Source organism: Acinetobacter sp. YH12068_T (assembly GCF_024606005.1).
Classification (GTDB): Bacteria; Pseudomonadota; Gammaproteobacteria; order Pseudomonadales; family Moraxellaceae; genus Acinetobacter; species Acinetobacter amyesii.
On the sequence record NZ_CP094556.1, the window covers coordinates 62,575 to 75,540 of the forward strand.

Consider the following 12,966-nt stretch of genomic DNA (forward strand, 5'->3'; position numbering starts at 1 on the left):
TCGTATTAAGTTTCAACCTGAGGCTGAATCCCAATTCTTTTTTTATCCTTTAAACGATAACTCTCACCCGATATTTGTACCACATGACAGTGATGCAGCAACCGATCTAACATCGCAGCGGTCAACGTAACATCATCCGCAAATGACTTAGACCATTGGCTAAAGGGTAAGTTACTCGTCAATATCGTACTGCCTTTTTCATAACGCTTGGCAATCACGTTAAAGAACAGATTCGCTTCTTCACGTCCAAACGGTAAATAACCAATTTCATCGATAATCAGTAACTTTGGTCCCAGTACCGCACGCTGCATATAGGTTTTCAATTTACCTTGCTGATAGGCTGTACTCAGTTGCAGCATTAAATCCGCTGCGGTAATGAACTTGATCTTAATGTTGTTCATGATGGCCTTATAGCCTAATGCCATAGATAAGTGCGTTTTTCCTACTCCGCTAGCCCCCAGAAACACCACATTTTCTGCTCTAGCAATAAAGCTCAGATTGAACAGTTCAATCACCTGTGATTTAGGGGCCCCTAGGGCATAATTAAAATCATAGTCTTCCAGGGTTTTGACTTGAGGCAGGCCTGAGAGTTTCATCAGTACCTGCTGACTGCGCTGTTGCTTGGCAGCATATTCATGCGTCAAGATCGCTTCAACAAAGTCGGCATAACTTCCATCTTGACCTAATGTTTGTTGTGCATGATGTGACCATTGTGATGCGATGGCAGGCAGATTGAGCTTTTGGCAAAGCTGCTCTATACGGTCGTATTGCAGATTCATCAGGAAACTCCCAGCAACTGGTCATATACCGATAAGGGATGCTGCAAACTCTCGTAGGGCATGACATGCTGTGCTGCTGCAACAGGTACAGTGCTAGAACCTGTATCTGATTGCGGTAATGGCGTAAATTTTTGCTGCTCCTGTTGCAGTCGAACAGCCGGTTTTTCTTGCGTGGTGGCATGAATCCGCTGATTGGCGGTTTCATGCAGCCACCGGCCAATGTGGGCATTGGCGACATCAACATCTAACAGTAAACCCGAAGTCTTCAGGCTTGCTTTCAATGGCACAATAAAGCTTGATTTGAGGTATCCATTAAAGCGTTCAACTTTGCCTTTGGTCTGTGCACGGTAGGGCTTACATACGCGAGGACGAAAGCTGTATTTCTTGGCGCAGTCGAGCAGTTTGGGGTTCCATTTATGCTGCCCCTCCTGATAGGCATCCCGTTCAATCATGATCGTTTTAGCGTTATCAAACAGGATTTCTTGAGGTACTCCTGCAAAAAACTGAAATGCATTTTCTAGACCATCGATCCATGCATCCGTACGTTCATGATCATAAAATTTCACGAAAGTCGCTCTGGAATACCCTAATGTTGCGACAAAAGCTTTTAAAGTCGTGTTGTTACGTCGAATCGTGGTGAAATCCACTTGCATTTGTTGGCCAGGTTGGGTTTCAAAACGAATGATCGGTTCCGGTTGAGCAACTGGTTTTAATGTTGCAAGATATTCCCTCAAGATCCTGATCTTTCCTGGATATCCCAACCCTAAAATTTCCTGGTAGAGCACAACAGCAGGAATCCATTCAGGATGAGCTGCGTTTACACGTTGGAGTAAATAGGGTTTATGCGACCTTGGGCCTTAGGGCGCAAGAACTGGCTGTTTGCAGGTTCGCTGCGCAGTGGTCAGCGAGCGGCAAACATCATGACTTTAATCCAGTCAGCAAAGCTGAATGGCTTGGATCCGTATGCCTATTTAAGTGATGTGCTGAAAAGGCTGCCGACGCATAAAGCGACCCAAATAGAAGAATTACTGCCACATCGCTGGAAATCCAACTCAAATTAAAAAATAGGCATGGGGTTCAGCGGACGCTTACGCTTTACAAGCCTGAACGATCTGCTGTTTAAATTCAGCACTGTATGTTCTTCGTTTTTTCGCAAGAGATGCGATGGATGTCTGATTATTTGTAGTCATAAATTTAAGTCCCCACTTGTTTCTAAGTGGGGACTAAATTAAGGCTTATAGGATGAATTCAGAAGGTGTGTTCAGCGGACGCTTACCGTTTTTTAGCAACAGGAGGTGTTGCTGAATATATATCCATGTTCATGGATTAAGTCCCCACTTGTTTTTAGGTGGGAACTAAATTAAGGCTTATAGGATCGCTTGGTAAGGCTGTGTTAGCCGGATGCTTACCTTTGAATTAATAACTTTTAACTCAATATCTAATAACAATCTTTAAACCAAAGGTGCTTAGGAGTTTCATCATAGATTCCAAAGTCGGATTACTATTGGGCTGTTCCATTTTTTGCAAAGTTTGGGGTGCTATTTTTGTGATTTTAGCCATTTCATTTAAAGTCAAATGAAGCTCAGTTCGGATATAACGAGCAACCTTGTAAAATGGCCAGTCAGGATTTTGATTAATCGTCTCCAATATTTCTTGGCGCTTTCTTAACTGCTCAATTGCCGTCATAGGTTTATAGCGCTTATCCACGTGCTAACTCCTGAATCTGCTGGCATATATTTTCAATCCGGTACTGACTATTTTGCAAAATCTCCTGAGAGATCTGCAATTTGTTCATTTCGGCCATCAATCCTCGATAGAGGGGTAATTGCTTGACTAACTCTGCCTGAATTTCATGATGTTCAATACCAGTTTTCGCTGTGACTTGTTCAATCACTGAACGCCAAATTGGCATACCACCATGATCATCTTTTTCCCAACGAGTCGTTCGTGCGATACCATCAGGATGTAACCACATCGGTGCAAAATCGTAGAGTGGAGTCAGTTGTATAATGCCATTATTCAAGCGTTGTATCGCTGTATTGCGGCTATGATTATCTTTATTGCCTAAGGCAACATTGGCCAAATCACGTTTAAGATATTCGAAGATCTCCTCTTTCGGATGACTACAACACTGTGTGAGTAATTCACAGATTTGATTATGAGTCATCCTAATACCAAAACCAGCTTTTCCACTTAGAGATGCAAGACTTTCCTGTGCAATACGCTGGACTTTTCCATCCTGTACGTAGCGATCAAATCTTGGAATAAACAGGGTTTTACCATGTAATTGTAATTCCTCATGTACGCGTAAACCCAAATAATGAGCAATTTTCATATAGTGTGCTTCATTAGTTAAAATTTTATTCAGGCTTTCGTCACTACCACGACTGAACTTCACTAACCAATGTTTTTTTACCTGATGATCTGCAAGTGTGTGATCTAAATAAAATAGGTCATCATGTCCTTGGGAGAGGAGTAGCTTTGGCCATTCACCTTGAACACCTGAAGAGCCGGCAATGAATAAGCCATAAGAGGCGAGCGATTCAATGAAGTGCTCTTTTCGTTCTATAATCTCACTTAGGCTAAAGCCTATATTTTGATCAGTCGGAAAGCTCCTTTGCAGCCACTCATGAGCTTCTTTAATACGTAAATGTCCAATCGGGTTGCCAGCTCCAGCTTTTAAAAGTGCCCAATCTGCTTGTTCTTGTGCATTTTCACTGTAATTTAGTTGTCTTAATAATTCTTTACGACCATAGCCCTGTGGAAGTAAATCCATTAAGAAAGCAGGCCAAGTTTCATTAATTTTATTTTGTACATTCACAGGAAAATGATAGGCGAGTGCATGGCCATCATGTAAGTCCATATAAGAAATTGCATATTCAAATAAATATGAAGTACGAGTTGGTGTTTGCCAACCATGCTCATTTTCACCCATCAACTCAACAATTGCACAGTCAAGCCACTGGTCATCCTGATAAATTTGAATGGTACAATATTTACTCATAACTTTATTAAAATAGTAAAATATATTAAATATTCTTATTATATACCTATTTTAATAAAATAATATTAATTATCTTTCTATTTGCTTGTTAGCCAGTATATTTCTACATGGGAATAACAAGTCATGTGAGTTGATCTCACCGGCTGCTATAGTTTGAGGCAACATCGTCAATAAACATTAGCAGACTACATTTATCAGCATGTCCTTCAAATTAATCATGATATGAGCCGTTAATAAGTCAGCTGCAATCATCCAAGAATGCGGTGTTTTCGTTAAAATATTGAATCCATGAATGCTGGTCAGCTTTTCATGCACTAGATTCAGCCACTTGAGTCTAAAAGGAGCTTGGAATTACAGGTTTGACCATGTGCAGTAGGAGCTGATGCAGATGGACCTTGAGCTTTATATTTTTTCAGTAAGCGTCTGATCTGGCGTTCTGAAATGTGAAGTAGCTGAGCAGCCTGAGATTGGGTGATGCGTTGATCACAGATTTCTTGCAAGACCGACAATCGTTTAAGTTCTTTATCCGACATAAACACCAACATATCAAACCGTACGCTTCGATAATCGCAAAAGCGAGTATTCTTTACTTTGGAGAAACCGGACATTTCTATTTTGGAGTTACAAATGTTGTTGCTGTTGTTATTCACCAATTAAAATGTCTATGCGATAAACCATTTAAAATGTCCTGTTTTTAACTGCAAGAGTCAAGAACAGGATTTAAATTTCTTTGTTCAATAACAGCTTTCTGAGCTTTACGACTCGGCATACTTTTCTTGAGGCGGGAACGTTTATTTTGTTTTTCCAACTCTTCATGCTGTTGCTGGATATGCGCCAGAACTGAGCCTAATCTTTTATTCTCAACAATCTCATTTTGCTGTAGCCCAGCCAATTTATTGAAGATGCTGTAATTGAGCTTTCGGCCTTCGTGCATGATGGCTACAGTGCCATCCGGGTACTCCAGAAATGAAATGTATTGCCCAACAAGTTTGTGATTCAGTGCTGTTGGCTCAAGCATATAAATACACTTGTCATAAGTGATGGTCAGGTTCTTCGTGACCTTACGCGGTTCCTGCCAAGTAAAAATATCCTCCAGCTCAGCATCAGATTCGGTTAATGGTCGATGTAAATTCTTTGAGTTTCGCGCACATTTGGCGAACTTCTGATTGAACTGCTCAATAAAGCAGGGCAGCCAGGCATTTGCTTCGGCAATCGAACTGATACCCTCCAGGCGCATCTCCTTGATCAGACGGTCCTGAAGTGTCCTGTTGGCACGTTCCACACGTCCTTTTGCTTGTGGTGAGTTGGCAAAGATAATATCAATGTTTAACTCATTCAGAATCCGCCCAAATTGCGTGATCTTGCTGTCCTGGCTCGATTTCTGATTCACTCGGAAGACCGAGTGTTTATCGCTATAAAAGGCCAGAGGCTTGCCGTATTGCTCAATGTAGGCTCTAGTCGAAAGCATATAATCGAAGGTCGTTTCCGCCTCACAGAAGCGCAGATGCAACAGCTTTCCAGTGGCATCATCGATATACACCAATAAACAGCACTTAGCAGCGCGTCCTTCGAACCAGTCATGATATGAGCCATCAATCTGGATCAGCTCACCGAAGCAATCCCGGTTATAACGTGGCTGATATGGACGTTTAAGGCGCTTGGATCGCGGAATCCAGAGGTCATTTGCAGTCATCCAGCGCCGAAGCGTTTCTACCGGGATATCTAGGTCAAACATGCTGCTGAGCTTCTCATGGGCCAAGGTGGGTCCAAATCCAAGCAGATGTTCAGAAATAATGGAAAGACATTTTGATTTTAATAAATCATCATGGCGACGATGACCTGGTTGACCACGACTGGCATGTGCCATACCTGAGACACCATCTTGATTGAGCTTTTGTAATAACCGGGTAATTTGACGGGTTGAAAGATTGAGGATTTCAGCACCACGGACCTGGGTAATACGATGATCTCGAACGTCTTGCAGAACTGCAAGTCGTTGAATTTCTTTGTCAGACATAGTGATCAGCATCTATATTTATATCCAGTCCATGGTGATAAAAACCATCATAAACTAGACATTTTTATTGGTGAGAATATAGACACTTTAAATGGGTTCTAACAGCTGTACTTCGTATAACATTGATTATGTTAAATTGATATCAAGTGGCAAAATTTTCATTAATTTTGATATATGGTAATGATTTACTCACTTTAATTGTCAATATTTCTTATGCTGAAAGTATTCATAGGTTTCAATCGCAAATAGAATAACCGCATTTAATAATGCGGTTATAATTTTAACCTTTGATTGGTAAAATTTTTAAATATTTTCCTGTTCATATTCTAAAATTGCTTCTTTTGCAATACGGAAACTATCTACAGCAGCTGGCACGCCACAGTAAATTGCTACTTGCAAGAGTACTTCTCGAATTTTGTCTTTAGGCACGCCATTACGTAAAGCTCCTTTAACATGTAGCTTCAATTCATGCGGACGGTTTAAGGCTGATATCATAGCCAGATTAATTAGACTACGTTCAGGTTTGCTCAGTTCTTCACGTCCCCAGACCGCCCCCCAACAATACTCCGTGACCAGTTCCTGTAAAGGTAAGTTAAAATCATCAGCATTGTTGATCGAATTATTGACATAAGCTTCGCCAAGCACCTGTTTACGAATCGCTAAACCTTTTTCAAATTTTTCATTACTCATTAGCCTAATCCTCCAAATAAGGTGTATTTGATTTCGAGATAATCTTCAATGCCATATTTTGAGCCTTCGCGCCCTAAACCTGACTGTTTAATTCCACCAAACGGTGCAACCTCATTTGAAATCAAGCCTTTATTAATTCCAACCATACCGTACTCGAGTTGTTCACTCATGCGCCACGCACGACCTAAATCTTGTGTGTAGCAGTAAGCAGCTAAACCAAATTCTGTGGCATTGGCCATCTCAATTGCTTGTTGCTCAGTTTCGAACTTAAAAATTGCAGCTAATGGTCCAAAAGTTTCTTGAGTTGCAACATCCATCTCTGCAGTTACATCGGCAATAATGGTCGGTTCGTAAAATAACTCACCAGCGCTGTGTTGTTTTCCACCTGCAACGGCTTTGTTGCACAAAGATTTCATAACTATATGATTTTAAAAGTTTTGATTATTTTTTGATCTAAAATTAAATCTATTTAAATCAGATGCTTACATATTTATGCAACAAAGCCTTATATCTTTACTAGGCTCTATGATCAAAATCATACTGGCACTCAACACTGTAAATTTGAGAATGAATCTGTACGTACAGACTCATTCTCTATCGATAAAGATATTAGAAATAGCTACATAGAGTTTATTTCTAGCTTATTCAAATTAGGCTTTACTATGGATGAACAATAATTTTTACAGCAGACTCATTATTATGAATCAGCGTTTCAAAGCCTTTAGAAACAAGATCATCTAATGCAATACGTTGGGTAATAAAAGGTTCTAGATTAATCTTACCTTGCTCGACTAAACGGATGGTTTCCTGATGGTCATTGACATAAGCAATCGTTCCACGAATATCGAGCTCTTTCATGACCACACTATGCACATTAATTGTGGCAGGATGGCTCCAAATAGAAACGATAACGACTACACCAGTTGGTTTCATTGCTGCAACGAGTGTATCCATGACTTTATTGACACTACTACATTCAAAAGCGACATCTACACCGCGGTCTTCTGTAATTTTCATTACCTCAGCAACTACATCAACCTTAGATGGGTCTAGTACATAATCGGCAACACCCGCTTCTATCGCTTTTTCTTTACGTTTTGCACTCAGTTCAGTAATGATAACCGTGAGACCTTTAGCCTTTAAAATAGCAGATAAAAGTAAGCCTATTGGGCCTGCTCCACCAACCAGTGCGATATCGCCAGCTTTTGCGCCACTTCTGACATAGGCATGATGACCGACAGATAAAGGTTCTATCAATGCTGCTTGGTCTAAAGGAATATCATTTGAAATAGGATGTACCCAACGCCGCTGAACTGCAATTTTTTCAGAAAGACCACCACCGCGTCCGCCTAAACCAATAAAGTTCATATTTTTTGATAAATGATACTTATCATTGGGGCCAGTCGGCACATCGTCAGCAATAATGTAGGGTTCAACTACGACATGTTGCCCAATTTGGATATCATCTACACCCTCTCCAACTGCATAAACCACGCCTGAAAAGGCACTGTTGCAAATAGTCGGTGGTGATAAACTTATCATCCCCTTTTGCTGATGGAGCTGCACATGAACCCATTCAAAGGCCGGCATTTTCAGCGTGACATCATTCTGTGGGCCGTACGCTGGTACTGCAAATACGGCATCAGTTACCGTGAGCTGCAGGAGATGCTGGCTGAACGCGGAGTGAATGTCGATCACTCCACGATTTACCGCTGGGTTCAGCGTTATGCGCCTGAAATGGAAAAACGGCTGCGCTGGTACTGGCGTAACCCTTCCGATCTTTGCCCGTGGCACATGGATGAAACCTACGTGAAGGTCAATGGCCGCTGGGCGTATCTGTACCGGGCCGTCGACAGCCGGGGCCGCACTGTCGATTTTTATCTCTCCTCCCGTCGTAACAGCAAAGCTGCATACCGGTTTCTGGGTAAAATCCTCAACAACGTGAAGAAGTGGCAGATCCCGCGATTCATCAACACGGATAAAGCGCCCGCCTATGGTCGCGCGCTTGCTCTGCTCAAACGCGAAGGCCGGTGCCCGTCTGACGTTGAACACCGACAGATTAAGTACCGGAACAACGTGATTGAATGCGATCATGGCAAACTGAAACGGATAATCGGCGCCACGCTGGGATTTAAATCCATGAAGACGGCTTACGCCACCATCAAAGGTATTGAGGTGATGCGTGCACTACGCAAAGGCCAGGCCTCAGCATTTTATTATGGTGATCCCCTGGGCGAAATGCGCCTGGTAAGCAGAGTTTTTGAAATGTAAGGCCTTTGAATAAGACAAAAGGCTGCCTCATCGCTAACTTTGCAACAGTGCCAGAATTATCATTTAAAAATACCACAAAGTAGTATAAAATAAACTACTACAAGGTAGTATGAATGCAATCAATGTATACAATATGTGAGACTCCATTATTTACTAAATACTGTCTTGTTTATTGGACTCAGGAAGAATATGAGGAATTCAAAACATTCTTAGCATTAAATCCTGAAGCAGGAGATGTAGAGCCTAATGCAGGTGGTATTCGTAAGATTAGATGGACTAGCGGTGGTAGAGGTAAAAGTGGTGGTGTCAGAGTCATCTACTTTAATCGTTTAGCAAATGGAGAGATTTGGTTATTAACCTTGTACAGTAAAAAGCAAACTGTACAGCTTAGTAAGAAGACTCTTCAAGCATTAGTGGAGAAACTAAATGACTCGTTTAATGACTGAAAAAGAACTTGAGGCTTTTGAAGCAACTAGGGATATTGAAGCTGAAATATTACAAGGCATCGACGATATGCTTACTAGTAATGCAGCGAAAAGAACCGTAATCACTGAGACAGATGTAGCGTTAGCTCGTAGAAAGGCTCAACTAACACAAGATCAGTTTGCTAAGATTCTTGGCGTATCAAGACGTACTCTTGAATCATGGGAACAAGGTGCGAGAAGACCATCAGGAGCAGCAACATCCCTTATTCGATTATTTATTGTTGATCCAAAATTTGTAAAAGAGAGTCTGGCTTAATTTAGACAGCTCTCTACTATATTTATTTAAGGTTTTTTATGAAGCACTTAGGATTTGTGGGAAAAAGTACTGAATATTTAGGGTATACCCATATTGAAATTATCAATAGCTCATTACGCTTATCTTTCAATATTCCATCAACAAAAGATCTAGAAGAAACCTTTAAAAAGATAGTCGAAAATAACTATGATTTACTCATGGAAACATCAGCAGAAATCGAGTTCGAATTAGAAAGTGAAACGCTAGCAAAGATAGAAACCATCATAAAAGAAAAAGGGATTGAACTTGATGAGTTTGTTCAAAATGCGCTGATTAAACTTATCAACCAAAATGAATTGGCTAAGACTGATTAGACCTTAAATGCAGACAATAAAAAACCCCAGCATCCTGCCGGGGTTTCTCATATTGGGTTGCTAGGTATGACTCCTGTCTTACCTCACGCTCCTGGTGCGATCTTTCTTATTCTTGTTGTTTGGAACTTCCTGTTCCTGATGAGTTCATCATAGGAAAATTCCACTGTTCCTGGTAGCCGCAAAGAGCCGAGATTGTTGTGCGCCAGGGCGTACAAAATAGCCTAAATTTTATCCACAGCCATTGGGGATAGTTTCGGATCCTGAAAGCCGATGAAATGGGCACTGATTGCCAAATTGATCGTTTTTTAATCAAATTTACTGGCAAAATATTACAGATCTGCTTAAAAACTCACCAACTTATTACAAAAGCCGATTTTTTGCTTTTTCTTAGTCATGGCTAAATTTTCAAGTGATTGATATTTATATTAATATACAAGTGTATTGCGTATAACCACCATTATGTTAAATAGGGAATTCAAAGCTCTTTCTAAGAGTTGGTATAGTGGTAATACTTATTGAGTGCGTAAAAGAATTAGATTAATAAAATACTCAAAAGAAAAATAGTAAAAGGGAACTTACAGAAAATAAGTTACCGGCTCTTAAAATTATATTTAAACAAAGAAGCCCAACTAAATGATTGGGCTTCCTCATATCTAACTTTACCTTATGATTTTCATCAGTGTACTGCAAGAATTTAGACTACTTGTTGACTTGAACACCTTTAAAAATCAATTTCTCTTTTTTTTGTGTTTCTATAAGCAGTTGTGCCTGCCCCTTACGAGATTGAAGATATAATGTGGGAGCATTCACCAGAATATCTATCATCGTACTTTCACGTAAGTTGATATCATCAGGACAGCCCATCATTGTGGCAACAATTGGTTGTTCAGCATATAAATGATTGCCCTTAAAATGAATACCAATCGAATTTATATTACAAAACAAATTCCCAATATACAGCATCTTTTCTGCAAATTTTAGCGTGATAGGTTGGTCAGGTTTTGAAGCCAGAAATAATGAATCTATACGTTCACTATTAGCATTTGTTGCCTCGATTAATTCCCAAGAAAATTGCGCCAAGGTCTGCTCACTAAAGGACATCACTTGTAATTCTTGTATCTTGGACTGATCGGCTGATGAAGGCTTATGACAAGCGCTCAAAAGTCCAACGACGAACATCAGTATAAATATTCTAGTCATCGTTATTGTCCGTATAATAATGAGTAACCCTCTTTATAGAGTTCATCAGTAGACATATAGGTCATATATCCATTAGGTTTGGCGGCACCTCCGCAATACCCCTGACCTTTCATGGAAGAACTCCATGTGCCTTGATAAGTTGCAGTAGATAATAACCCTGCCGCCACACTTCCAATAAAGATTGGACCACCACTATCGCCACCCCAACAATCCAACGTTGGACCTGAAACTTTTACCCATGTTGCATTACACACACCTGCCCCTGATGGTCCACATTTATTGTCAGTACCAAATGCTTTAAATGCGGTCGACTGAACCGTACCACAACTATAACCAGTTTTCATTCCATAATGACAGACATACGTACCAACAGGTGTGTTACCTTGTGTACGTCGACCAGTTAGAGTTTTGACCACATTGTCACTGGCGAAAAATTCTGGGTTCAAGGTATGTGTAGATGATACTAAACTCATGGTTTGGAAATCCTGACTACCATTCCAGAAGTCTCCCACAAAGGTTAGTGCAATATTATCATTGCCAGTTGTCTTGCGGTCATCTACAGTAATTTTGTAATTCTTACAGTGAGCCGCTGTGGTCGCAAATTTTGTACCCGCAGCGTTTTTCACATTAAAACCTGTTGTACAATTATAAAAAGTGGTTGAAGTTGTACTATCCGCCATCAGCATGGTTTCTGCTGCCCTTACTGCGGCACTATGTCTTAATGGAATATTAGTGGTCGTTACTTTAAGTGGGACATTGGTTAATGTTCTAGGTTTTTCACTGCTCAGTAATTTCAAACCCTGTGTTTGGTTGGTTGCAGTATGCTTTGGATCATAAAGCTCTAAATCAATGCTATTTTCGGCACTGTTGCAAATAGTCGGTGGTGATAAACTTATCATCCCCTTTTGCTGATGGAGCTGCACATGAACCCATTCAAAGGCCGGCATTTTCAGCGTGACATCATTCTGTGGGCCGTACGCTGGTACTGCAAATACGGCATCAGTTACCGTGAGCTGCAGGAGATGCTGGCTGAACGCGGAGTGAATGTCGATCACTCCACGATTTACCGCTGGGTTCAGCGTTATGCGCCTGAAATGGAAAAACGGCTGCGCTGGTACTGGCGTAACCCTTCCGATCTTTGCCCGTGGCACATGGATGAAACCTACGTGAAGGTCAATGGCCGCTGGGCGTATCTGTACCGGGCCGTCGACAGCCGGGGCCGCACTGTCGATTTTTATCTCTCCTCCCGTCGTAACAGCAAAGCTGCATACCGGTTTCTGGGTAAAATCCTCAACAACGTGAAGAAGTGGCAGATCCCACGATTCATCAACACGGATAAAGCGCCCGCCTATGGTCGCGCGCTTGCTCTGCTTAAACGCGAAGGCCGGTGCCCGTCTGACGTTGAACACCGACAGATTAAGTACCGGAACAACGTGATTGAATGCGATCATGGCAAACTGAAACGGATAATCAACGCCACGCTGGGATTTAAATCCATGAAGACGGCTTACGCCACCATCAAAGGTATTGAGGTGATGCGTGCACTACGCAAAGGCCAGGCCTCAGCATTTTATTATGGTGATCCCCTGGGCGAAATGCGCCTGGTAAGCAGAGTTTTTGAAATGTAAGGCCTTTGAATAAGACAAAAGGCTGCCTCATCGCTAACTTTGCAACAGTGCCCCTGAAAATTCATGTCCCATTGTTACAGGTGCAGATTCTCCCGAAATTGGGTGTGGGTGACCACAAGGTGGAATAAAAATAGGACCTTCCATGAATTCATGTAAATCCGTACCGCAAATACCACACCACGCAACTTGAATTCCAACTGTGCCTGGAAGTACTTTCGGTTCAGGGATATCTTCAATTCGAATATCCCCTCGGTCATAAAAACGAGCTGCTTTCATTTTGTAT

The 12,966-nt window shown here is 41.3% G+C and carries 13 protein-coding genes and 5 pseudogenes; 6 read left to right on the forward strand and 12 right to left on the reverse strand.

The genetic code is table 11. From position 1 onward, the window contains the following. Window positions 1-5: 5 nt before the first annotated feature. Both istB and istA read right to left on the reverse strand, forming a co-directional pair. On the reverse strand, window positions 6-779 hold the full coding sequence (gene istB / locus MST18_RS15875) for an IS21-like element ISAba8 family helper ATPase IstB (protein WP_180004306.1): 774 nt from the start codon (window positions 777-779) through the stop codon (window positions 6-8). After that, a pseudogene (istA, locus tag MST18_RS15880) lies at window positions 779-1,624 on the reverse strand (IS21-like element ISAba8 family transposase); the annotation flags it as partial. The gene istB and the pseudogene istA, both read right to left, overlap by 1 nt. On the opposite strand from istA, the pseudogene MST18_RS15885 reads away from it, so the two are divergent. After that, window positions 1,622-1,840, forward strand: a pseudogene (locus MST18_RS15885) (IS66 family transposase); the annotation flags it as partial. The pseudogenes istA and MST18_RS15885 overlap by 3 nt on opposite strands. Window positions 1,841-2,210: 370 nt before the next feature. Here the strand turns inward: MST18_RS15885 and MST18_RS15890 are convergent. The 7 genes and pseudogenes from MST18_RS15890 to MST18_RS15920 form a co-directional block, all read right to left on the reverse strand. Next, window positions 2,211-2,486 (reverse strand): helix-turn-helix domain-containing protein, encoded by a 276-nt coding sequence (locus tag MST18_RS15890; protein WP_016658816.1) that lies wholly within the window; start codon window positions 2,484-2,486, stop codon window positions 2,211-2,213. After that, window positions 2,479-3,783 carry a type II toxin-antitoxin system HipA family toxin gene (locus MST18_RS15895; RefSeq protein ID WP_180004308.1) on the reverse strand — a complete coding sequence of 435 codons (1,305 nt, stop codon included), beginning with the start codon at window positions 3,781-3,783 and terminating at the stop codon, window positions 2,479-2,481. The genes MST18_RS15890 and MST18_RS15895 overlap by 8 nt, the downstream gene beginning before the upstream one ends. A 214-nt stretch (window positions 3,784-3,997) precedes the next feature. Continuing rightward, window positions 3,998-4,316, reverse strand: a pseudogene (locus tag MST18_RS15900) (helix-turn-helix domain-containing protein); the annotation flags it as partial. A gap of 161 nt (window positions 4,317-4,477) precedes the next feature. Then, window positions 4,478-5,812, reverse strand: a complete 1,335-nt coding sequence (locus tag MST18_RS15905) for an ISNCY family transposase (protein WP_016658832.1) — start codon at window positions 5,810-5,812, stop codon at window positions 4,478-4,480. A 291-nt stretch (window positions 5,813-6,103) separates the two neighbouring features. Continuing rightward, window positions 6,104-6,490 (reverse strand): carboxymuconolactone decarboxylase family protein, encoded by a 387-nt coding sequence (locus tag MST18_RS15910; protein ID WP_177155611.1) that lies wholly within the window; start codon window positions 6,488-6,490, stop codon window positions 6,104-6,106. Further along, window positions 6,490-6,888, reverse strand: a pseudogene (locus MST18_RS15915) (aldehyde dehydrogenase family protein); the annotation flags it as partial. The pseudogene MST18_RS15915 and the gene MST18_RS15910, both read right to left, overlap by 1 nt. A 262-nt stretch (window positions 6,889-7,150) precedes the next feature. Beyond that, window positions 7,151-8,080, reverse strand: coding sequence for a zinc-binding dehydrogenase (locus MST18_RS15920; RefSeq protein ID WP_180134037.1), 930 nt, complete (start codon window positions 8,078-8,080; stop codon window positions 7,151-7,153). On the opposite strand from MST18_RS15920, the gene MST18_RS15925 reads away from it, so the two are divergent. From MST18_RS15925 to MST18_RS15940, 4 genes are all read left to right on the forward strand, one after another. After that, entirely contained in the window at window positions 8,057-8,761 is a 705-nt protein-coding gene (locus MST18_RS15925) for an IS6-like element IS26 family transposase (protein ID WP_001067855.1), read from the forward strand. The two genes, MST18_RS15920 and MST18_RS15925, sit on opposite strands and share 24 nt — an antisense overlap. 122 nt (window positions 8,762-8,883) lie before the next feature. Further along, a complete protein-coding gene (locus MST18_RS15930; protein WP_104505828.1) occupies window positions 8,884-9,207 on the forward strand; it encodes a transcriptional regulator in 324 nt (107 codons plus the stop codon). Then, window positions 9,188-9,502, forward strand: coding sequence for a DNA-binding transcriptional regulator (locus MST18_RS15935; RefSeq protein ID WP_104505827.1), 315 nt, complete (start codon window positions 9,188-9,190; stop codon window positions 9,500-9,502). Before MST18_RS15930 ends, MST18_RS15935 begins: the two co-directional genes overlap by 20 nt. 38 nt (window positions 9,503-9,540) lie before the next feature. Next, window positions 9,541-9,855 carry a hypothetical protein gene (locus MST18_RS15940; RefSeq protein WP_104505826.1) on the forward strand — a complete coding sequence of 105 codons (315 nt, stop codon included), beginning with the start codon at window positions 9,541-9,543 and terminating at the stop codon, window positions 9,853-9,855. Window positions 9,856-10,554: 699 nt separating this feature from the next. On the opposite strand, the gene MST18_RS15945 is transcribed toward MST18_RS15940, so the two are convergent. Both MST18_RS15945 and MST18_RS15950 read right to left on the reverse strand, forming a co-directional pair. Then, window positions 10,555-11,055, reverse strand: a complete 501-nt coding sequence (locus MST18_RS15945) for an META domain-containing protein (RefSeq protein WP_074163995.1) — start codon at window positions 11,053-11,055, stop codon at window positions 10,555-10,557. 2 nt (window positions 11,056-11,057) lie between these two features. Next, window positions 11,058-11,954, reverse strand: a complete 897-nt coding sequence (locus MST18_RS15950; RefSeq protein ID WP_228140232.1) for a S1 family peptidase — start codon at window positions 11,952-11,954, stop codon at window positions 11,058-11,060. 24 nt (window positions 11,955-11,978) lie between these two features. On the opposite strand from MST18_RS15950, the gene MST18_RS15955 reads away from it, so the two are divergent. Next, window positions 11,979-12,683: an IS6-like element IS26 family transposase gene (locus MST18_RS15955; protein WP_001067858.1), complete on the forward strand. Its 705-nt coding sequence runs from the start codon at window positions 11,979-11,981 to the stop codon at window positions 12,681-12,683. 45 nt (window positions 12,684-12,728) lie between these two features. On the opposite strand, the pseudogene MST18_RS15960 reads toward MST18_RS15955, so the two are convergent. Next, a pseudogene (locus tag MST18_RS15960) lies at window positions 12,729-12,959 on the reverse strand (alcohol dehydrogenase catalytic domain-containing protein); the annotation flags it as partial. Between the last annotated feature and the right edge of the window lie 7 nt (window positions 12,960-12,966).

What these genes read in the sequence shown, in the direction of transcription:
- MST18_RS15945 (WP_074163995.1), bottom strand. Translation starts at nt 11,055, where the DNA reads ATGACTAGAATATTTATACTGATGTTCGTCGTTGGACTTTTGAGCGCT.
- MST18_RS15935 (WP_104505827.1), top strand. Translation starts at nt 9,188, where the DNA reads ATGACTCGTTTAATGACTGAAAAAGAACTTGAGGCTTTTGAAGCAACT.
- MST18_RS15925 (WP_001067855.1), top strand. Translation starts at nt 8,057, where the DNA reads ATGAACCCATTCAAAGGCCGGCATTTTCAGCGTGACATCATTCTGTGG.
- MST18_RS15950 (WP_228140232.1), bottom strand. Translation starts at nt 11,954, where the DNA reads ATGATAAGTTTATCACCACCGACTATTTGCAACAGTGCCGAAAATAGC.
- MST18_RS15940 (WP_104505826.1), top strand. Translation starts at nt 9,541, where the DNA reads ATGAAGCACTTAGGATTTGTGGGAAAAAGTACTGAATATTTAGGGTAT.
- MST18_RS15955 (WP_001067858.1), top strand. Translation starts at nt 11,979, where the DNA reads ATGAACCCATTCAAAGGCCGGCATTTTCAGCGTGACATCATTCTGTGG.
- MST18_RS15895 (WP_180004308.1), bottom strand. Translation starts at nt 3,783, where the DNA reads ATGAGTAAATATTGTACCATTCAAATTTATCAGGATGACCAGTGGCTT.
- MST18_RS15920 (WP_180134037.1), bottom strand. Translation starts at nt 8,080, where the DNA reads ATGCCGGCCTTTGAATGGGTTCATGTGCAGCTCCATCAGCAAAAGGGG.
- MST18_RS15905 (WP_016658832.1), bottom strand. Translation starts at nt 5,812, where the DNA reads ATGCTGATCACTATGTCTGACAAAGAAATTCAACGACTTGCAGTTCTG.
- MST18_RS15910 (WP_177155611.1), bottom strand. Translation starts at nt 6,490, where the DNA reads ATGAGTAATGAAAAATTTGAAAAAGGTTTAGCGATTCGTAAACAGGTG.
- MST18_RS15930 (WP_104505828.1), top strand. Translation starts at nt 8,884, where the DNA reads ATGTATACAATATGTGAGACTCCATTATTTACTAAATACTGTCTTGTT.
- istB (WP_180004306.1), bottom strand. Translation starts at nt 779, where the DNA reads ATGAATCTGCAATACGACCGTATAGAGCAGCTTTGCCAAAAGCTCAAT.